15 protein-coding genes are annotated in these 18,925 nt (G+C 73.1%); 3 read left to right on the top strand and 12 right to left on the bottom strand.

The window, feature by feature from the left end:
* Positions 1-206: 206 nt before the first annotated feature.
* The 4 genes from ACZ6Z8_RS27690 to ACZ6Z8_RS27705 all read right to left on the bottom strand — a co-directional run bounded on the left by ACZ6Z8_RS27690 (position 207) and on the right by ACZ6Z8_RS27705 (position 5,141).
* On the bottom strand, positions 207-1,613 hold the full coding sequence (locus ACZ6Z8_RS27690; protein ID WP_465612748.1) for a S53 family peptidase: 1,407 nt from the start codon (positions 1,611-1,613) through the stop codon (positions 207-209).
* A gap of 334 nt (positions 1,614-1,947) precedes the next feature.
* Positions 1,948-2,706 carry a 3-oxoacyl-ACP reductase FabG gene (gene fabG / locus ACZ6Z8_RS27695; RefSeq protein WP_402814906.1) on the bottom strand — a complete coding sequence of 253 codons (759 nt, stop codon included), beginning with the start codon at positions 2,704-2,706 and terminating at the stop codon, positions 1,948-1,950.
* 29 nt (positions 2,707-2,735) lie between these two features.
* A complete protein-coding gene (locus ACZ6Z8_RS27700) occupies positions 2,736-3,935 on the bottom strand; it encodes a thiolase family protein (protein WP_465612749.1) in 1,200 nt (399 codons plus the stop codon).
* 42 nt (positions 3,936-3,977) lie between these two features.
* Complete coding sequence (locus ACZ6Z8_RS27705) at positions 3,978-5,141, bottom strand: acyl-CoA dehydrogenase family protein (RefSeq protein ID WP_465612838.1); 1,164 nt, start codon at positions 5,139-5,141, stop codon at positions 3,978-3,980.
* Between the two features lie 127 nt (positions 5,142-5,268).
* Between ACZ6Z8_RS27705 and ACZ6Z8_RS27710 the strand changes: the two genes are divergently transcribed.
* Complete coding sequence (locus ACZ6Z8_RS27710) at positions 5,269-5,922, top strand: TetR/AcrR family transcriptional regulator (RefSeq protein WP_465612750.1); 654 nt, start codon at positions 5,269-5,271, stop codon at positions 5,920-5,922.
* A 125-nt stretch (positions 5,923-6,047) separates the two neighbouring features.
* Here ACZ6Z8_RS27710 and ACZ6Z8_RS27715 read toward each other — a convergent pair whose 3' ends face one another.
* The 8 genes from ACZ6Z8_RS27715 to ACZ6Z8_RS27750 form a co-directional block, all read right to left on the bottom strand.
* Entirely contained in the window at positions 6,048-7,154 is a 1,107-nt protein-coding gene (locus ACZ6Z8_RS27715; protein WP_465612839.1) for a nitric oxide synthase oxygenase, read from the bottom strand.
* 320 nt (positions 7,155-7,474) lie between these two features.
* A complete protein-coding gene (locus ACZ6Z8_RS27720) occupies positions 7,475-8,899 on the bottom strand; it encodes a sugar porter family MFS transporter (protein WP_465612751.1) in 1,425 nt (474 codons plus the stop codon).
* Between the two features lie 152 nt (positions 8,900-9,051).
* Positions 9,052-10,023, bottom strand: a complete 972-nt coding sequence (gene egtD / locus ACZ6Z8_RS27725) for an L-histidine N(alpha)-methyltransferase (RefSeq protein WP_465612752.1) — start codon at positions 10,021-10,023, stop codon at positions 9,052-9,054.
* A gap of 45 nt (positions 10,024-10,068) precedes the next feature.
* Positions 10,069-10,818, bottom strand: coding sequence for an ergothioneine biosynthesis protein EgtC (gene egtC / locus ACZ6Z8_RS27730; protein WP_465612753.1), 750 nt, complete (start codon positions 10,816-10,818; stop codon positions 10,069-10,071).
* On the bottom strand, positions 10,818-12,170 hold the full coding sequence (gene egtB, locus ACZ6Z8_RS27735) for an ergothioneine biosynthesis protein EgtB (protein WP_465612754.1): 1,353 nt from the start codon (positions 12,168-12,170) through the stop codon (positions 10,818-10,820). The genes egtC and egtB overlap by 1 nt, the downstream gene beginning before the upstream one ends.
* A complete protein-coding gene (gene egtA, locus ACZ6Z8_RS27740) occupies positions 12,167-13,543 on the bottom strand; it encodes an ergothioneine biosynthesis glutamate--cysteine ligase EgtA (RefSeq protein ID WP_465612755.1) in 1,377 nt (458 codons plus the stop codon). Before egtA ends, egtB begins: the two co-directional genes overlap by 4 nt.
* 193 nt (positions 13,544-13,736) lie before the next feature.
* The gene (locus ACZ6Z8_RS27745) at positions 13,737-14,792 is read right to left on the bottom strand and encodes an aminotransferase class I/II-fold pyridoxal phosphate-dependent enzyme (RefSeq protein WP_465612756.1); all 1,056 of its coding nucleotides are present in this window, start codon (positions 14,790-14,792) and stop codon (positions 13,737-13,739) included.
* 175 nt (positions 14,793-14,967) lie between these two features.
* The gene (locus ACZ6Z8_RS27750) at positions 14,968-15,489 is read right to left on the bottom strand and encodes an SRPBCC family protein (RefSeq protein WP_465612757.1); all 522 of its coding nucleotides are present in this window, start codon (positions 15,487-15,489) and stop codon (positions 14,968-14,970) included.
* 289 nt (positions 15,490-15,778) lie between these two features.
* Between ACZ6Z8_RS27750 and ACZ6Z8_RS27755 the strand changes: the two genes are divergently transcribed.
* Positions 15,779-16,585: an SAM-dependent methyltransferase gene (locus ACZ6Z8_RS27755; protein ID WP_465612758.1), complete on the top strand. Its 807-nt coding sequence runs from the start codon at positions 15,779-15,781 to the stop codon at positions 16,583-16,585.
* 148 nt (positions 16,586-16,733) lie between these two features.
* Positions 16,734-18,854 (top strand): putative bifunctional diguanylate cyclase/phosphodiesterase, encoded by a 2,121-nt coding sequence (locus ACZ6Z8_RS27760; protein WP_465612759.1) that lies wholly within the window; start codon positions 16,734-16,736, stop codon positions 18,852-18,854.
* The last annotated feature ends 71 nt before the right edge of the window (positions 18,855-18,925 follow it).

Below are 18,925 nucleotides of genomic sequence, written 5' to 3' on the forward strand. Positions count from 1 at the left end.
CGGTCGGCTTCCGGGCGCCCGGGCTTCCGGCTTCCGGGTGCCCTCGCCACGGGCGAACAGATGACAGCAAACAGCGAACGGATAACAGATTTCGAAATCTGTTATCCGTTCGCTGTTACTTGTCAGCCGTCAGCGGTCAACCGTCAGCGGCCGGTCCTCGGCCGATCGGACACCGACCGCCATGGACCCACCCCAGGCGTCCCTGCTTACTGCTCGTCACCCTGGCTGTCGTCGTCGCCCCGCAGGTCGCCCGCGAGCGCGTGGACGAACTTGGTGCCGTCGATGGTGCCGAGGCCGCTCGCGAGGTCGTAGCCCTCGGTGGCGTTGTTGCCGGTGACGCCGCCCCAGCTGTTGTCGCCCTCCTTGACGTCCACGATGCCGCTCCACTTGCTCGGGAGCAGGCTCAGGCCGTACAGGCTCGGGTTGAGCTGGCCGAGGCGGTGGCCGGCGAGCTGGTCGGCGAGGGCGACGATGCCCGAGAACAGCGGGGTGGCCTCGCTGGTGCCGCCGGTGAGGTGCCAGCCGACCGCGGTCGGGTCGTAGGACTCGTAGGTCCAGGCCGCGCCGTCGACGGCCGCGCTCATGCTGATGTCGGGCGTGCCGCGGTGGTTGCCGGTGACGTTCGCGACGCCGGCCTGGTACCACGGGCGGTCGAAGATGCCGGACACGCCGCCGCCGCCGGCGCCGGACTTGTCGTGCCACACCTTGTCGGGCGCGGTGCGGTTGCCCTTGTCGTCCAGGGTCAGCTGGGTGCCGCCGATGGAGGTGACCAGCGGGTCCGAGGACGGCCAGGAGTTGACCTTGAACGGGTACAGGTCGGTGCCGTTGGACTGCGAGTCGGTCGCGCCGTTGTCGCCGGAGGCGCCGAGGACGGTGACGTTGCGCGCGGCGGCGGCCTTGAAGGCGTAGCGCAGGTCGGTCAGCGACTTGAAGTCGCCCTTGTCGTAGCCCGGGAAGGTGTTCTCGGTGGCGCCGAAGCTCTGCGAGATGACGTCGCCGATGCCCTTCTTGATGAGGTCCTTCTCGGCGTCCATCATCTCGGGCAGGCCGGTGGTGCCCTCGGTCTCGGCGACACCGGTCTCGACCAGGACGATGTGGGCGTCGGGGGCGATCGCGTGGGCGTACTCGACGTCCAGGGTGGTCTCGCCGGCCCAACCGGTGTGGTCGGGGTTCTTCGGGTCGAAGGCGGGAACGTTGCCCCACTTGCGGACCTCGACCTGGGTGTCCTTGAGACCCCACTGCTTGTCGAAGACCTCCAGGTCGTGCTGGATGGTCGGCGAGCCGAAGGAGTCGACGATGACGATCGTGCGGCCCTTGCCGGTGATGCCCTCCTTGTACAGCGGGGCCAGGTTGTAGGCGGCCTGGTACTGGACGGGCGAGTAGCAGTGGATGCCGATCTGGCTGACGCACTGGGTGGTGGTCAGCGGCGCCGGACGGGTGGTGGCGAGGTGGTGACCGAAGGAGGCCGGGCGGACGTGGACGCCTGAGAGGTCGTGCGACGGGGCGGCGGTCGCGGCGCCGACGGCCGGGACGGCGATGGTGCCGGCGGTGAGGGCGGTGGCCCCCACGGCGAGCAGAGCCAGGGCACGGCGGAGGGTGGCGGGGCTGCCCATGGAACTCCTTGGGACGCAGAGGGCCCGACCGAGGTCCGGTCGGGTCGGTTTGGACATCCCATCGAGCGCCGCATGATCATGCCATAGTCATTTGGTGGGGTCGTCCGACCAGGCACATGGTCATGATCGGCCACGCGAAAAGGTAAAGGCCGTCCCAGGAGAAAGTAACCGCGCTCCTGAGACGGCCATATGATGACACGTCAGTAATATTCAATGAATATTAACCGTATCTACCCAGCTCCCACCCACTTCAATCCCGGGCCGCCCGGGCCGCCGAAATCGACGCCCGGCGGCCCGGGGACCTCCTGGGCGCTGCCGGACCCGGCTGCCGGGACTACCGGGCCCCGCCGTTGACGTACAGCGTCTGCCCGCTCACGTACGAGGCCTCCTCGCTGGCCAGGAAGGCCACCACCGAGGCGATCTCCTCCGGCTGACCGACCCGGCGCAGCGGCGTGCGGGCGGCGACCTCGGCCTGGTGGTCCTCGGCGGTGGCGCCGACCCGCTCGGCGGTGGCCGCCGTCATCGCGGTGGCGATGTAGCCGGGGGCGACGGCGTTGACGTTGATGTTGAACGGCCCGAGCTCGATCGCCAGGGTCGCGGTGAGCCCCTGGATGCCGGCCTTGGCGGCCGCGTAGTTGGCCTGGCCCCGGTTGCCGAGCGCGGAGCGCGAGCTGAGCGAGACGATCTTTCCGTACTTCTGGGCCACCATGTACTTCTGCGCCACGTGGCTGCAGTTGTACGCGCTGGTCAGGTTGACGGTCAGGACGGTGTCCCAGTCGGCCTTGGGCATCTTGAAGAACAGGTTGTCCCGGGTGATGCCGGCGTTGTTCACCAGGATGTGCAGCCCGCCGAGTTCCTCCGCGATCCGCGCGAACACCGCGTCCACGGCCTCGTAGTCGGCCACGTCGCAGCCGTAGGCCTTGGCGGTGCCGCCCTTGGCGGTGATCTCGGCGACCGTCCCGGCCGCCCGCTCGGTGGTCAGGTCGACCACGGCGACGGTCGCGCCCTCCTCCGCCAGTCGGCGGGCGGTGGCCGCGCCGATGCCCTGCGCCGCGCCGGTCACCACGGCGACCTTTCCTGCGAATCGCGTCATGTCGGTTCCTCCGCTCACTCGTAACTCCGTCAGACGTTCTCGACCAGCACGGCCGTACCCTGCCCCACGCCCACGCACATCGTGGCCAGGCCGCGCCGGGCGCCGGTGCGGCGCATCCGGTGCAGCAGGGTGGTGAGGATGCGGGCGCCCGAGCCGCCCAGCGGGTGGCCGAGGGCGATCGCCCCGCCGCTCGGGTTGACCACCTCGTCGGCCCGCTCCGGGTCGAAGCCGATGCCGTCGGCGGAGGCCAGCGCCTGGGCGGCGAAGGCCTCGTTCAGTTCGGCGGTGTCCAGGTCGGCGAGGTCCCACCCGGCCCGGCCGAGCACCTTGGCCGTGGCCGGAACCGGACCGATGCCCATCACGTCCGGGTGCACCCCGGCCGAGGCCCCGGCCACGTACCGGCCGAGCGGCTGCAGCCCGAGGTCGCGCAGCGCCTCCTCGCCGACCAGGACCAGTCCGGCCGCGCCGTCGTTCATCGGCGAGGCGTTCCCGGCGGTGACGGTGCCGCCCTGACGGAAGGCCGGCTTGAGCCTGCCGAGCTTCTCCAGGCTGGTGTCCTCGCGGATGCCCTCGTCCTGGGTCACCGTCACCCCGTCCGGCCGCTCCACCGGGATCAGCTCGGCGTCGAAGTGTCCGTCCTTGCGGGCGGCGGCGGCCCGCTGGTGGCTGCGCAGCGCGAAGGCGTCCTGGCGCTCGCGCCCGATGCCGTACCGGCTCGCCACCTCCTCGGCGGTCTCGCCCATGCTGAGCACGCCGTGCAGTTCGGCCATCCGCGGGTTGGTGAGCCGCCAGCCGAGCCGGGTGTCGTGGGTCTCGATCCGGTGCGGCAGCGCCTCGTCGGGGCGGGGCAGGACGAAGGGGGCCCGGGTCATCGACTCGCAGCCGCCGGCCAGCACCACGTCGGCCTCGCCCGAGCCGATGGCCCGGGCGGCGAGGGTGACGGCCTCCAGGCCGGAGGCGCAGAGCCGGTTGACGGTGGCTCCGGGGACGCTCTCCGGCAGCCCGGCCAGCAGGACGGCCATCCGGGCGGCGTTGCGGTTGTCCTCGCCGGCCTGGTTGGCGGCGCCCCAGTAGACGTCGTCGATGCGGGCCGGGTCGAGGTCGGGTACGTCGGCGAGCAGGGCGCGCAGCACGGTGGCCGAGAGGTCGTCCGGGCGGACCGTGGCGAGCGCTCCGCGCAACCGGCCGATGGGTGTGCGGCGGGCTGCGGCGAAGTAGACGGGACGCACGTCGTGCTCCTTGTCGAGAGGGGTGGGATGCGCTTGCGGATCTCAGAAGGCGTTGACGCCGGTCAGGGCACGCCCGATGAGCAGCTGGTGGATCTGGCTGGTGCCCTCGTAGAGGGTCATCACCCGGGCGTCGCGAAGGTACTTGCCGACGGGGTACTCGTCGATGAAGCCGTAGCCGCCGAACACCTGGAGCGCGTTGTTGGCGGCCCGGACGGCGGCCTCGCTCGCGTGGAGCTTGGCGACGGAGGACTCGGTGGCGAACGGCAGGCCGCGTTCGATGTGGTCGGCGACCTTCCAGGTGAGCAGCCGGGCGGCCTCGACGTCCACCGCGATGCCGGCCAGCAGTTCCTGGACGAGCTGGTGGGAGGCGATCGGCTTGCCGAACTGCTCGCGCTCGCCCGCGTACCGGACGGCGGCCTCCAGGCAGGCCCGGGCGATGCCGACGCAGCCGGCCGCGACCGACATCCGCCCCTTGGCCAGGGCGGCCATCGCCACCGTGAAGCCCTTGCCGACCTCGCCGAGCCGGGCGCCGTCGGGCACCCGCACGCCGTCCAGGGCGAGTTCGGCGGTGGCCTGGCCGCGCAGGCCGAGCTTGCCGTGGATCTCGGTGCGGCCGAAGCCGGGCAGGTCGGTGGGGACCAGGAAGGCGGTGATGCCCCGGTGGCCCCGCTGCTCGGGCTCGCTGCCGCCGGTACGGGCGAAGACCAGCGCGACGTCGGCCCAGGTGCCGTTGGTGATGAACGTCTTGGTGCCGCTGATCAGCCAGTCGTCGCCGTCCCGGACGGCCCGGGTGGTCAGGTTGGCGGCGTCCGAGCCGGTGCCGGGCTCGGTGAGCGCGAAGCAGGCGAGCGCCTCGCCCGAGGTGAGCCGGGGCAGCCAGTGCCGTTTCTGCTCCTCGGTGCCGAAGGCGTTGATCGACTTGCCGACCAGGCCGAGCGAGACCGAGACGATCCCGCGCACGGCCGAGTCGCCGCGCCCGAGCTCCTCCAGCACCAGGCAGTACGCGAGGTGGTCGCCGCCGCTGCCGCCGTACTCCTCGGGGATGGTCAGGCCGAGGAAGCCGACCTTCCCGAGCTTGCCGACGATCGCGCGGTCCACCGACTCGGCGCGGTCCCACTCGGCGGCGTAGGGAGCGATCTCGCGGTCGGTGAAAGCGGCGGCGAGGTCCCGGACGGCGCTCTGCTCCTCGGACAACTCCAGGTTCACGGCGGTGCCCACCTCGTTAAACTAGCGCTGCAAGTTTTACCAGGGGACTGTAGCTCCGACCCGCCGTGCTGGGAAGGGGCACCTGCCAGAATCGGTCCTCACCCACCCGACCGGAGGTAGCGACCCGATGGCCCGCCCGCGCACCCCGCTGCTCAGCCGCGACCGGATCGTCGCCGCTGCCCTGCGGCTGATCGACGGCGAAGGGCTGGAGGTCCTCTCCACCCGCCGCCTCGCCGCCGAGCTCTCGGTCAGCGGGCCGTCGCTCTACAACCACTTCGCCACCAAGGACGAACTCCTGGACGCGGTGGTGGACAGCGTCATCGGGGAAGTCGACCTGTCGATGTTCGGCCGCCCGGACACTCCCTGGCCGGAGGCGCTGCGGGCGTGGGCGCGCTCCTACCGCGCCGCGCTGGCCGCCCACCCCAACATCGTCCCGGTGCTCGCCCAGGGTCCGGGGCGGCGGCCCAACGCGCTGCGCCTGGCCGACGCCGTCTTCGGGCACCTGGTCGAGGCCGGCTGGCCGCGCGGCCAGGCCACCCGGATCGGCGCGCTGATGCGCTACTTCGTCACCGGCTCCGCACTCGCCTCCTTCGCGGCCGGCTTCCCGGCCGACGCCGAGGTCTACGACGCGGCCGACTACCCGCACCTCGGCGAGGCGCACCGGCTCGCCGGGCACCGGGGGACGGTCGACGAGGGCGCCTTCGAGACCGGGCTGGAGGCGCTGCTGGACGGACTCGCCCTGCGCTTCGAGCGCCTCGCCGCCCGGCCGGCGATTCCGTAGCCCCGGGCGGGGCTTCCGTGGCCCCGGGCGGGGCTTCCGTAGCCCGGGCGGCGGTGGCGCGCCGGGCTTCGCTGCCCGGACTGCCGTGCCCGGACCGCGCTGCCCGGACTGCGGCGCCCGGCGTCCTACCAGGGCTCGCGGGCGAGGAAGGCCGGCCGCTGCTCCGGGTCCACCGGGTCGTAGTACCGGTGGTAGACCGGCGTCAGCCCGCCGGAGACCGGGGGCACGATCCAGCTCCAGTCCGCCGGGGTCGGCCGGCCGAGCCGCCGCTCCTGGGCGACGTGCTTGAGGAAGCGCTCCGACTCGGTGTGGTGGTCGGCGATCGTCACCCCGGCCTCCTGGAAGGAGTGCAGCACCGCGAGGTTGAGCTCGATCAGAGCGCGGTCGCGCCAGAGCGTGCGGTCGCTGGAGGTGTCCAGGCCCAGCCGCTCGGCGACGGTGCCGAGCATGTCATAGCGGTCGGCGTCGGCGAGGTTGCGGGCGCCGATCTCGGTGCCCATGTACCAGCCGTTGAACGGCGCGGTGGGGTAGCGGATGCCGCCGATCTCCAGGGTCATGTCGCTGATCGCGGGCACCGCGTACCAGCGCAGCCCGAGTTCGGCGAACCACGCGTGCTCGGGGTGGCTCAGCGGCACCTCCAGGGTGGTGTCGTCCGGCAGCTCGTACCAGTGCGGGCGCTCGCCCGGGCGCTCCTGGACCAGCAGCGGCAGCGCCTCGAAGCGGTCCTCGGCGCACTTCCAGCCCAGTTCACGGGCCCGGTCGGCGAGCGCGGCGCCCGCCGGGTCGCCGATGACGGCGCCGTCGACCCGGTGCCCGGCGTAGCGGACCAGCTGCTGGTTGAGGATCCGGGCGGCCGGGCGGCCCGGGAGGTCGGGGGCGAACACCGAGACCACCGGGCGGATCCGGCCGCCGTTGCCCGCCAGCCTCAGGTGCTCGAAGCACTCGGCGGCGATGTCGTCGGCGGAGGACAGGTGGCGCAGGTCGCGGACCACCAGGCTGCGCCAGTACAGCCGGCCGATGCAGCGGGCGGCGTTGCGCCAGGCGAGCCTGGCGCCGTGGGCGAGTTCGGCGGGGGTGTGCCGGTAGGTGCCGGTGCGGTCGATCTCCTCCCGGACGGCCCGCAGCCTCGGCTCCGGGTCGCCGGCCGCGGGCTGCTCGCGGTGGAACTGGCGGATGAACTCGGCGGCCCGGTCGGGGTCGGTGAACGGCGGTGCGGCGTACGACAGTTGCAGGGCGGGGCGGTACGGTACGGGCTGCTGCTGCTGGGCGGGGCGGTACGGCGGTACGGGCTGCTGCTGGGGAGCGCCCGGCACCGCGTGGGCCGGGTGGGCGTGGGCGTACGGACAGCCGCCGCCCGGGGCGACGGCGGTGCTGCGGGTGCGGAGCCGGTTGAAGATCAAGGACACATCCCTCCTGCCGCCCAGGAGTACCGGAGGTCGCGGACCCACCGCAGGGAGTGAACGATTCGGCCCCCGCACCCGCGCCGAGCGCGCTAGGGTACGGGGGCCGAAGGTCGGACTGTCGGACAGTCGGACCGGTGTGGACGGGCCGGTCAGCCCATGTCCTCCAGCCGGACGCCCTTGGTCTCCTTCATGAACTTCGCCACGAAGACGATCGACAGCGCCGCGAAGGCCGCGTACACCAGGTAGGTCGCCGAGAGGTTCCAGCGCGAGAGCGACGGGAACGACACGGTGATCACCCAGTTGGCGATCCACTGGGCGGAGGCGGCCACGGACAGCGCGGCGGCGCGGACCCGGTTGGGGAACATCTCGCCGAGCATGACCCAGACGACCACGCCCCAGGACATCGCGAAGAACAGCACGAAGGCGTTGGCGGAGATCAGCGCGACGGTGCCCTGGAGGTCGGGCAGCGAGACGCTGTCGCCCGAGCCGGTGGCGGAGGAGAACGCCCAGCCGGCCGCAGCGAGGGTGACGGCCATGCCGGCCGAGCCGATCAGGGCGAGCGGCTTGCGGCCGATGCGGTCGACCAGCAGGATCGCGATCACGGTGCCGAGGATGTTGATGACCGAGCCGATGAAGCTGATCAGCAGCGAGTTGCTCTGGTCGATGCCGACGGACTGCCACAGGATCGACGAGTAGTAGAAGATCACGTTGATGCCGACCAGCTGCTGGAAGACCGACAGACCGATGCCGACCCAGACGATCGGGAGCAGACCGAAGCGGCCGCCGAGCAGGTCGCGGAAGCGCGGGCGGTGGTCGGAGGCGATCAGCGACTGGATCTCGGCGATCCGGGCGTCGGTGTCGATGCCCTCGCCCTCGACCTCGGTCAGCACCTTGCGGGCCTCGTCCAGGCGCTCGGCCTGGATCAGGTAACGCGGGGACTCGGGGATCACCGAGGACAGCACGAAGTAGACCACGGCCGGGACGACGCAGATGCCGAGCATCCACTGCCAGGCCTCCAGGCCGAGCAGGTGGCCGCGGGTGTCGCCGCCGGCGGCGTCCGCCAGGACCCAGTTGACCAGCTGGGATATCGCGATGCCGAGCACGATCGCGGCCTGCTGGAAGGAGGCCAGCCGGCCCCGGTACTTGGTCGGGGCGACCTCGGCGATGTAGGTCGGGGCGATCACCGAGGCGATGCCGATGGCCGCGCCGCCGAGGACGCGCCACAGGGCGAGGTCCCAGGGGGAGAAGGGCAGCATCGAGCCGACGGCGCTGACGGCGAACAGCAGCGCGCCCGCCTTCATGACCTTGATGCGGCCGTAGCGGTCGGCGAAGCGGCCGGCCAGCGCGGCGCCGACCGCCGAGCCCAGCAGCGCCGAGGAGACGATCAGGCCGGTCTCGCCGCTGCCCACTCCGAACTTCCCCTGGATGCCGGAGACGGCGCCGTTGATCACGGAGCTGTCGTAGCCGAACAGGAAGCCGCCGAGGGCCGCGGCTGCGGTGATGAAGACGACGAAGCCGAGGCGGCCGGGCGCGGTGGCCTCGGCCGCCCCGGAGGGCTTCTGGGTGACGCTCACGATCTTGACTCCTGGTACTCAACGCTGAGCTCGGTAGTCGAGATCGTAACCCTTGTTCGTTCAAGCCTTGTAAGCGGGGAGGCTCAGGCAATGCTCCGAGAATTCGTAAGGTGAACAAGCAAATTGAGCTCCCCGGCGACTGTGGCCGGGTCTCACGCCGGGGCGGACAGCGAGAGCCCGAACCGGCCCTCGGGGTCGGTCCACCAGTGGGTCAGCCGCAGCCCGGCCGCCGTGAGCTCCTCGGCCACCCGCTCCCGGCGGAACTTGGCCGAGACCTCGGTGCGCAGTTCCTCGCCCCGCTCGAAGTGCACCGGCAGGTCCAGGGCCGGGATCTTCACCGTCTGCGAGCGCAGCGAGCGCAGCCGCATCTCGATCCACTCCCGCTCCGGGTCCCAGAGCGCGACGTGCTCGAAGGCGGCCGGGTCGAAGTCGGCGCCCAGCTCGCGGTTGAGCACGTTGAGCACGTTGCGGTTGAACTCGGCCGTCACCCCGGCGCGGTCGTCGTACGCCGCGACCAGCACCGCCGGGTCCTTGACCAGGTCGGTGCCGAGCAGCAGGAAGTCGCCCGGGTCCAGGGCGGCGCGCAGCCCGCGCAGGAAGGCGGCGCGCTCCTTCGGCAGCAGGTTGCCGAGGGTGCCGCCGAGGAAGGCGACCAGGCGGGGGCCGCCCTCCGGGGGCAGGCCGAGCCGGGCGGTGAAGTCGGCCAGCACGCCGTGCACGGCCAGTCCGGGGTACTCGGCGGCCAGTGCGGCGCCGGCCGAGGTCAGCGCGCTCTCGCTGACGTCCACCGGGACGTAGTCCTCCAGGGTGTCGGTCGCGCGCAGCGCGTCCAGCAGCAGCCGGGTCTTCTCGGAGGAGCCGGACCCCAGTTCGACCAGGGTGCGGGCCCGGGTGGCGGCGGCGATCTCGCCGGCCCGGGCGGTCAGGATGGCCCGTTCGGCGCGCGTCGGGTAGTACTCGGGCAGCCGGGTGATCTCCTCGAACAGCTCGCTGCCCCGCGCGTCGTAGAACCACTTGGGCGGCAGCCACTTCGGGGCGGCGGTCAGGCCCTGCCGGACGTCGTGGCGCAGCGCGGTGCTGAAGTGGTCGGCGGGCAGCAGTCGGGTGAGATCGAAGGTGTCCATGACAGGGTGGTTCCTCTGTTCAGAAGATGAAGGGAGAGTGGATGGTCAGTAGTGGCTGGGGAGCTGCTGGACCCGGACGCCCCCGGCGTCGGCCAGCAGCAGGGAGCCCTCCGGGACGGACGTCCAGCCGGGGTCGTCGTCGTACGGCTCCGAGGCCACCACCGTGCCCAGGCCGGGCAGGCTGCGGTGGTGCAGGGAGTCGCCCCAGGTGGTCGCGGCGAGTGCGGTGCCGTCGGTGAGCAGCAGGTTGACCCGGCCGGTGGTGTGTGCGGCGACGTCGGCCACCGTGTCCGCCAGCGCCTCGCCGAGGTCGGCGCCCCGGCGCAGCCGGTGCAGCGTCAGCGCCCACAGCAGGGCCGAGTCGGTGCGGGCCTCCAGCTCCAGCAGCTCGGCGGGCGGCAGCAGGGCGGCCAGCGCGTCCAGCTTGCCGGGCCAGCCGGCCACCGCGCCGTTGTGGCTGAACAGCCAGCGCCCGGCGGCGAACGGCGCGGCCGCGGCCTCGCCCGCCGCACAGCCCTCGGTGGCGGAGCGGACGGCCGCCAGCAGCGCCCGGGTGCGGATCACCCGGGCGAGGTCGGCGAAGGTCGCGTCCGCCCAGATCGGCCCGGCCCGGCGGTAGCGGGCGGGCAGTTCGTCGCCGTCCGCGTACCAGCCCAGCCCGAAGCCGTCCACGTTGACCGTCCCGTACTGCTGGGTCCGGGGCGCCCAGGACTGCCGGTACAGCGCGTACGGCGGGCGCACCAGCAGCTCCTGGGGCGCCACCGGATCGCCCAGGTAGGCGAGGTGACGGCACATCAGTTCTGCTCCGGGCTGCGGGCGGTGCGGAAGCCGGAGAAGATCTGCCGCCGGACGGGGTAGTCCCAGTTGCGGAAGGTGCCCCGGCAGGCGACCGGTGCCACCGCGAAGCAGCCGCCGCGCAGCACCTTGTACTCCGGTCCGAAGAAGACCTCCGAGTACTCCTTGTAGGGCCAGGCCCGGAAGCCCGGGTAGGGGTGGAAGTCGCTGGCTGTCCACTCCCACACGTCGCCCATCAACTGCCTTACACCGTACGGTGACTGGCCGTCCGGGTAACTTCCTGCGGCGGCCGGGCGCAGATGGCGCTGGTCGAGGTTGGCCTGCCCGGGGCCGGGCGGGCCGTCGCCCCAGGGGTAGCGGCGGGAGCGGCCGGTGGCCGGGTCGTGCCGGGCCGCCTTCTCCCACTCGGCCTCGGTAGGCAGCCGCCGACCGGCCCAGCGGGCGTACGCGTCCGCCTCGTACCAGCTGACGTGCAGCACCGGCTCGTCCGGCGGGACGGGCTCGACCGTGCCGAAGCGGCGGCGCAGCCACTGGCCGTCCTGGCGCTTCCAGAACAGCGGGGCGGACAGCTCGGCGCGCAGGCGGTGCTGCCAGCCCTCCTCGGTCCACCAGCGCGGGTCGTCGTAGCCGCCGTCGGCGATGAAGCGCTGGTAGGCGGCGTTGGTGACGGGGGTGGTGTCCAGGTAGTAGGCCGGGAGGTCGACGGTGTGCGCCGGGCGCTCGTTGTCCAGTGCCCATGGTTCGGTGTCCGTGCCCATGGTGAACGGGCCCGCCGGGATGAGGACTTCGGCCGGCAGGGTGGCCGCGTCGGCGGGGGCGGGCGGCGGCGGGGGAGCGGCCAGGGCGGGTTCGCCCCGACGGAGCTGGTGGGTGATCAGCATCGTCTCGTCGTGCTGCTGTTCGTGCTGGACGACCATCCCGAAGGCGAATCCGGCGTCCAGCAGCGGTGCGCCCTCCAGCGGACTGGCGGCCAGCAGGTCCAGCACCCGGCCGCGCACCTCGTGGGCGTAGCCGCGGGCCTCGGCGGGCGGCAGCAGGGGCAGGGCGGGGCGCTCGGCCCGGGGGTGCTGGAACGCGTCGTACAGCGGGTCGATCTCGGGGTGCATCGGGTCGCGGCCGCCGACGTTGCGCAGCAGCCAGAGCTCCTCCTGGTTGCCGATGTGCGCGAGGTCCCAGACCAGCGGGGACATCAGCGGGGAGTGCTGGGCGGTGAGGTCGGCGTCCTCGACGCAGTCGGTCAGCGCGGCGGTCCGGGCGCGGGCGGCGAGCAGTTCGGCGGCGATGGCCTCACGCAGCGCCTCGGTGCCCGGCGTACCCGTGGCCGGGGCGGCGGGCGGTCGGACGTCGGTCATGATGCCTCCTCCTGCGGAGTGCGTCGGGTGCCGGACCGCAGGGCGTCCAGCTGGTCGTCGGCGGGGCAGCGGCCGCGCGCGGGGTAGCGCTCGGCGAACTCGGCGACGGCGGCGCGCAGCCGCCCGGCGCCGGGCAGGCGGCCCAGCGCCGCGTCGGCGGCGGCGAAGCAGGTGAGGGCGGCGCGGCGCAGCTCGGGGTCGGCGACGCCGAGGGTGGCGGCGCGGCGCCAGGCGGCGCTGCGCGGCGGGCGCGGGGCGGCTGCGCCCTGCTGCCGGTCGACGGCGTCCAGCGGTTCCAGGGCGGCGAACACGGTGTCGGCGGCGACCGGGTCGTCCAGCAGTGCGGTGACCAGAGCGGTGACCACCATCCAGCCGTCCCCGGGCTGGGCGTCGATCATCCGCAGCTCCAGGTGGCCGCGCGGGCGCACCGGGGGGAAGAGGGTGGTGCAGTGGTACTCCAAGTCGGCGAGCGTGGGCGGGCGTTCACCGCCGCCGCGGATCCAGTCGCGGAAGGTGAGGTCGGGCGGGGCCGTCCAGGGCAGCCCCTCCGGCCTTCGCACGCACAGGACCTGGGCGTCCAGCACGTATTGGGCCCAGGCCTCCCGCGGGTCACCGTGGTCGGGCTCGGGGGCGAGGGTGCGGGTCGGGTCCATCCGGGACCAGACGGTCTGCCGGGTGGACCGGTGGCCGGTCGGTTTGCCGTCCAGCAGCGGGGAGTTGGCGAAGGCGGCGACCAGCACGGGGCCGAGCCGGTGGACCAGTCGCCAGCGTCGCTCGGCCGCCTGCGGACCCTCCGAGTCGCCGGCGTCCAGGCACACCTGTACGGACGCGGTGCCGGTCATCATGACCCGGCCCCAGGGGCCGGCCGATTCGAAGAAGCGCTCCATCGCGAGGTAGCGCGGGTGGTCCAGCACCATCCGGCGGGGGCGGGCGTGCGGGTCCGTGCCGGTGCCGGTGAGTCGCAGGCCCTGCGCCGCGAAGGCGGCCCGCAGGGCGGTCAGATCGCGACGGGTGTCGTCGACGCAGGCCAGGAGGCCGGTGGCGGGCGGGGAGCTGAGCTCGACCTGTCCGCCGGGTTCGAGCGTGAGGCGCGAACCGGAGGGGAGCGAGGTGCCGTCGGGGCCGCCGAGGGGCAGCGACTCCAGCGCGGCGTGGAGCAGTTCCGGCTGGACGGGACGGGTGGGACATCGGTCGTCATGGACGAACCACTCGACCTCGACACCCACCAGACGGGGCGGTCCGATCTTGAAACAGACGCCCGACACATGGCTGCGCGCCCCCGATTCGGTCAGCGGGGTGACCCCCGTGGGGGGCGGCTGTGCGCTCTGGCGGGCGGGTGGAGTGGTGCGGGATGTCGGTATCACCGGACTCACCGTCCTTCGGGATCACGATTGCGGCCCGGTCTACCTGCCCAGTCTGCTACGGAGCATGCGAGGCCGCTTCGCAAATATCGCGTGAATGTTCGTTCCGGCAGGTCAGGGACGTGGCGATCGGGTGAATCCGGGGGCTCGGAGGTGGTGCGGAGAGGGGCGCCGGGGGCGTTTTCGACAGGGGCACATGCCCCGGTCACAGCCGGTCCAGCCGCGCCAGGACGGTGTCCAGGACGGGGCTCGGCAGGGCGTAGTTGAGACGCAGGCAGCCCGCGCCGCCGGGGCCGAACTCGGCGCCGTCGGAGGCCTCCAGGCCGCAGCGCTCCAGCAGCGCCGCGCGGGCGGTGGCGGGCGGCAGGCCGAGGGCGGCGGCGTCCAGCCAGAGCAGGTAGGAGGCGTGCGGGGCGGAGCGGACGGCGGGGCCGAGGCGGTCGGTGAGCCGGGTACGGGCGGCGGTGAGGTGGGCAAGCAGCGCGTCCAGCCAGGGGCCGCCCTCGGCGAGTGCGGCGTGCTGCACGGTCTGCTCCAGCAGGCCGCCCTCCCAGAGGCCGTAGCCGGCCAGGGTGTCGGTGAGCCGGGCACGCAGCCCGGGGTCCGGGACGAGGGCGTAACTGCTGGGGATCCCCGAGCAGTTGAAGGTCTTGCCGACGGAGCTGAGGGTGACGACGCGGTGCCGCAGGGCGGGGTCGACGGTGGTGACGGCGACGGGGTGGTGCCGGCCGGGATGGGTGAGGTCGCCGTGCACCTCGTCCGAGACGAACAGGGCTTCCGCCTCGGCGGCCCGCTCGGCCAGGCGCCGCAGGTCGCCGGCCGGCCAGACGGTGCCGGAGGGGTTGTGGGGGTTGCTCAGCAGTACGGCGGACGCCGGGCCGGGGAGCGGGCCGTGCGGGGCGCGGTAGCCGTCCGGGCCGGGGTGCAGCGGTAGTTCGCGGTACGGGAGGCGGGCCGCGCGGCAGAGCTGGGCGAAGCCGCCCCACTCGGGGGTGGGGAAGAGGACGGGGGCCTGCGGGCGCGCGGCGTCCGTCCGTACGGTCTCCAGGAGGAGGCGGAGGGCGGTGCGCGGGCCGCAGGGGAGCAGCAGGACCCAGTCCGGGTCGACGTCGGCGCCGTGCCGGGCGCGGTACCAGTCGGCGACCAGGGTCCGCCCGGCCGGGTCGCAGACGGTGTAGCCGTAGGCGCGGTGGCGGGCGCGCCGTTCCAGGGCCTCGGCGACGGCGGGCGGGCCGGGCAGGTCCATGTCCGCCAGGCCCATCGGGATCACCCCGGGGGCGGTGGTCCGGGACCACTTGCTGCTGCCGGTGCCGGTGCGGTTGAAGGGGGTGTCGAAGGAGAAGGGGGAGGGAGGGAGAAGCGGGGGGGAAGGGGAGGCGGGCGGACGGCTGACAGCTGACAGATTTCGAAAGTTGTCATCTGTTCGCTGAAAGTTGTCAGCTGTCATCTGTTCGCCGTTTCTCGTCCGTTGTCCGCCGTCCGCCGTCCGTCGCCCCCGGCCGGCCATCGCCCGCCAGGTGCGCCGCCAGTCCTCGGCGTCCCCGGCGCATCATCACGGCGTGGTTGGCGCGGAACACCGGGTGCAGCGGCAGGGCGAGACGCCGCAGCAACGGCTTGCCGGGCCGGGTGTCCTCCTCGAACAGCACCCGGCAGCGCGCGCCGCCCGGCCCGTCCGCCGTGACGGTGAACCGCGACCACCCGTCGAGGTCGCCCCGCATCGCGGCCTCCAGCACCCCGGCCGCCGGATCGCGCCGCCGCGTCTCCAGGCCGATCACCAGCCGGTACGGCAGCAGCGCGCGGACCACCACCTGCCCGGCGTCCGGCCCGGTCTCCCGGGCCTCCCGGACCTCGGGCCACCACAGCGGGTAGCTCGGGACGTCCTCCAGCGCAGCGAAGACCGCCGGCGCGGGCGCGGCGAGCCGCCACACGCCCCGGAAGCGGTAGTGGTTGGGATCCACGGGCCCACCCTAGTCCGGCACCCGCCACCCGAGCGCCGAACGAGCGCGAACGGTCGCGAACAGCCGCCGACTTGGCGCGCGCGGCCCGGATCCCGCCGCCCCGGCGCTCCTCGACGGCGAACGAACCCCGGGTGAATTCGGGGCAAAGAGCGCAGATCATGGGGAAGTGCGCACTCCGCTTGCACCCGTTCGGGGTGCGGGGCAGGATCTCGGGTGCTTGTAGTCTCATGAGTCACGGCAGCATCACCAGGCGCTGCACCCCCGGAACCGGAGTGAAGGAGTCACAGGCATGCGGCGACCGAGCTGGGTACCGGAAGGTACGGACCTGGACAAACCGAACGCCGCGCGGGTCTACGACTACTACCTCGGGGGCTCCCACAACTTCGAGGTCGACCGGGAGATGGCCCGCAAGGCGCTCGCCCTGTGGCCCGAGCTGCCCCAGATCATGCGCTCCAACCGGGCCTTCCTGCGCCGCGCCGTGACCTTCCTCGCCGAACAGGGCATCACCCGCTTCCTGGACATCGGCTCCGGCATCCCCACCTTCGGCGCCGTGCACGAGATCGCCCGCGCGATCCGGCCCGGGGCGAAGGTCGTCTACGTGGACCGCGACCCGGTCGCCGTCGCCCACAGCCGCCTGCTGCTGGAGGGAGACCCGGACAACGCCGTCGTCCAGGCCGACCTGCGCGACGTCGAGGACCTGCTGGACCGCCCCGAGGTGGCCGCGCTGCTGGCCGAGGGCGAGCCGGTCGCCGTCCTGCTGGTGGCCGTCGCCCACTTCGTCAGCGACGACGAGGACCCCTGGAAACTGATCGCCACGATCCGCGACCGGCTCCCCGCAGGCAGTGCGCTGGCCCTCTCGCACGCCTCCCTGGAGGCCCGACCGGATCAGGCCGAGGACCACCAGAAGCTCTACCAGATGACCCCGACCCCGCTGACCATGCGCACCAACGAGCAGGTCACCGCCATGTTCACCGGCTTCGAACTGGTCGAGCCGGGCGTGGTCCCGCTGCCGCGGTGGCGCCCGGACCAGCCGGGCACGGTCGGCGAGCACCCCGAGCGGATCGCCGGGGTGGCGGGCGTGGGGTTCCGCGCTTGAACGTTCGCACCGGGCGCGCAACCGACGGCCGTACGCCCCACTGGACAGTTGCCGCGCGCCGGACCCTGACCACTGCCCGGCGCCCGAGCCTGCGCGGCACCGGCGCCCGAACGTCCGACGGCACCGGGCGCAGAGCCGGGGCGGCCGGATGAGCGGCGCGACCCCGGCGAACATCGCCGCCGAGCGGTTCCACGAGGACTGGTCCCGGCTGCTCTCCGCCGACCACGGCATCGCCATCCACCCCGGAGTGCTCGGCCGGCTGGTAGCGCGCACCGCCGCGCTGCTGCACCGCGCCCAGCTGGACGAGCCCTTCCAGCCCCGGCTGGCCGCCCAGGCCGGCGCCGAACTGGTCGACGCGCACTTCACCGACCCCGTCCTGCTCGCCCGCGCGGTCGAACTGCTGCACTCCCAGCCGATCGGCGACGACCGCGGCCCCGCCCTCACCGGTGCCTTCGCGGCCGGCTGGGCGAACGCCCTGCGCGAACGCACCCTGAGCGAACAGGAGGCCATCCGCACCGCCGCCGACGCCGCCCGCAAGGAGGCCGAGCGCGCGCTGCGCGCCTCCGAGGCCAGGTTCCGCGCCCTGTTCGAGAGCGCCGCGATCGGCATCGGCATCGGCGACACCGACGGCACCATCCTGGCCGTCAACAAGGCCCTGCAGGAGCTGTTCGGCGCGGGCCCGGCGGACATGATCGGCCGCCGGGTCGGCGACCTCGTCCACCCCGAGGACACCCCGGGCGTCTGGGAGGCGTACGAGGAGCTGATCAGCGGCAAGCGCGAGTACTTCCAGTTCGACAAGCCGTACTACCGCCAGGACGGCGAGATCATCTGGACCCACCTGACCGTCTCGCTGATCCGCGACGACGACGGCGTCCCGCAGTACCAGGTCGCCATGCTGGAGGACGTCACCGACCGCTACCGGCTCCAGGAGCGGCTGCGCCACCAGGCCACCCACGACCCGCTGACCGGTCTGCCCAACCGTGCCGCCTTCTTCGAACGGCTGGAGAAGCTGTTCGAGTCCCCGGAGCCGGGCGCCCGCTTCGGCCTGTGCTACGTCGACCTCGACGGCTTCAAGGTGGTCAACGACAGCCTCGGCCACGACATGGGCGACCAGCTGCTGTCCGCCGTCGCCGCCCGGCTGAAGGCCGCCCTCACCCCGCTCGGCCACCTGGTCGCCCGGCTCGGCGGCGACGAGTTCGTCGTCCTGCTGGAGAACTGCCGCGGCGAGCAGGAGGCGGTGGCCGCCGCCAAGACCGTGCTCAAGGCGCTGGCCGGACCGGTGCTGATCGGCGACCACAAGCTCGCCGTCGGCGCCAGCGTCGGCGTGCTGGAGCGGCGGGTGTCCACCACCACGCCCGGCGCCGCCGTCCGGGCCGCCGACCTCACGCTGTACCGGGCCAAGGAGGCCGGCCGCGGTCGCTGGACGCTGTTCGACCCCAAGGAGAACGCCCGCGCGGTCAGCCGCTACGCGGTCTCGGTCCGGATGCCGGCCGCCCTGGACCGCGGCGAGTTCTTCATCGACTACCAGCCGCTCCACCGCCTCGCCGACGGCCGGATGGCCGCCGTGGAGGCGCTGGTGCGCTGGCGCCACCCCCAGCTCGGCGTGCTCGGCCCGGACGAGTTCGTCGCCACCGCCGAGGAGACCGGGCTGATCATGCCGCTCGGCCGCTGGGTGCTGGAGCAGGCCTGCGGCCAGGCCGCCGAGTGGATCAAGCAGTACGGCGACGCCGCACCGCAGTTGAACGTCAACCTGGCCGTACGGCAGGCGCGCAGCGCCGCGCTGGTCACCGACCTCGGCCGGATCCTGGACAGCACCGGTCTGGACCCGGCCCGGCTGCAGCTGGAGATCACCGAGTCGACCGTGGTCGGCCCCGAGGACGAGGCGCTGCGCACCCTGCACGGGCTGGTCGACCTCGGGGTGTCGCTGGCGGTGGACGACTTCGGCACCGGCTGGTCCAACCTCGCCTACCTGCGCGACCTGCCGGTCTCCGGGCTGAAGATCGCCGGCTCCTTCGTCGGCGACCTCCACGACCCGGCGAAGGACGGAGCCACCGGATGGCGGATCGTCAGCGGCCTGGTGTCCATGGCACACACGCTCGGACTGAACGTCACGGCGGAGGGCGTGGAGACCCGCAAGGACGCCGAGCGACTGCGCGGAATGGGCTGCGACTGGGCGCAGGGCTGGCACTTCGGCCGCCCGGTGCGGCCCGCCGAGATCGCCCGCCGGATCGTCGAGGAGCCCGAGGGGCGTCCGGTCGAGGAGGGCTGATCCCCCGGGGGCCCGTTCCCGGCCCTCGAATTCCCTGCCCCCTTTCAGGCGTCCTGACCTTCGTTCCGGTC

The sequence above is a fragment of the Kitasatospora sp. NPDC101108 genome (assembly GCF_055584725.1).

Excerpts from the sequence above, each read along its gene's own strand:
- egtC (WP_465612753.1), bottom strand. The coding sequence starts at position 10,818 with ATGTGCCGTCACCTCGCCTACCTGGGCGATCCGGTGGCGCCCCAGGAG.
- ACZ6Z8_RS27690 (WP_465612748.1), bottom strand. The coding sequence starts at position 1,613 with ATGGGCAGCCCCGCCACCCTCCGCCGTGCCCTGGCTCTGCTCGCCGTG.
- egtD (WP_465612752.1), bottom strand. The coding sequence starts at position 10,023 with ATGGACACCTTCGATCTCACCCGACTGCTGCCCGCCGACCACTTCAGC.
- egtB (WP_465612754.1), bottom strand. The coding sequence starts at position 12,170 with ATGACCGACGTCCGACCGCCCGCCGCCCCGGCCACGGGTACGCCGGGC.
- ACZ6Z8_RS27710 (WP_465612750.1), top strand. The coding sequence starts at position 5,269 with ATGGCCCGCCCGCGCACCCCGCTGCTCAGCCGCGACCGGATCGTCGCC.
- ACZ6Z8_RS27760 (WP_465612759.1), top strand. The coding sequence starts at position 16,734 with ATGAGCGGCGCGACCCCGGCGAACATCGCCGCCGAGCGGTTCCACGAG.
- ACZ6Z8_RS27755 (WP_465612758.1), top strand. The coding sequence starts at position 15,779 with ATGCGGCGACCGAGCTGGGTACCGGAAGGTACGGACCTGGACAAACCG.
- ACZ6Z8_RS27745 (WP_465612756.1), bottom strand. The coding sequence starts at position 14,792 with ATGGGCCTGGCGGACATGGACCTGCCCGGCCCGCCCGCCGTCGCCGAG.
- fabG (WP_402814906.1), bottom strand. The coding sequence starts at position 2,706 with ATGACGCGATTCGCAGGAAAGGTCGCCGTGGTGACCGGCGCGGCGCAG.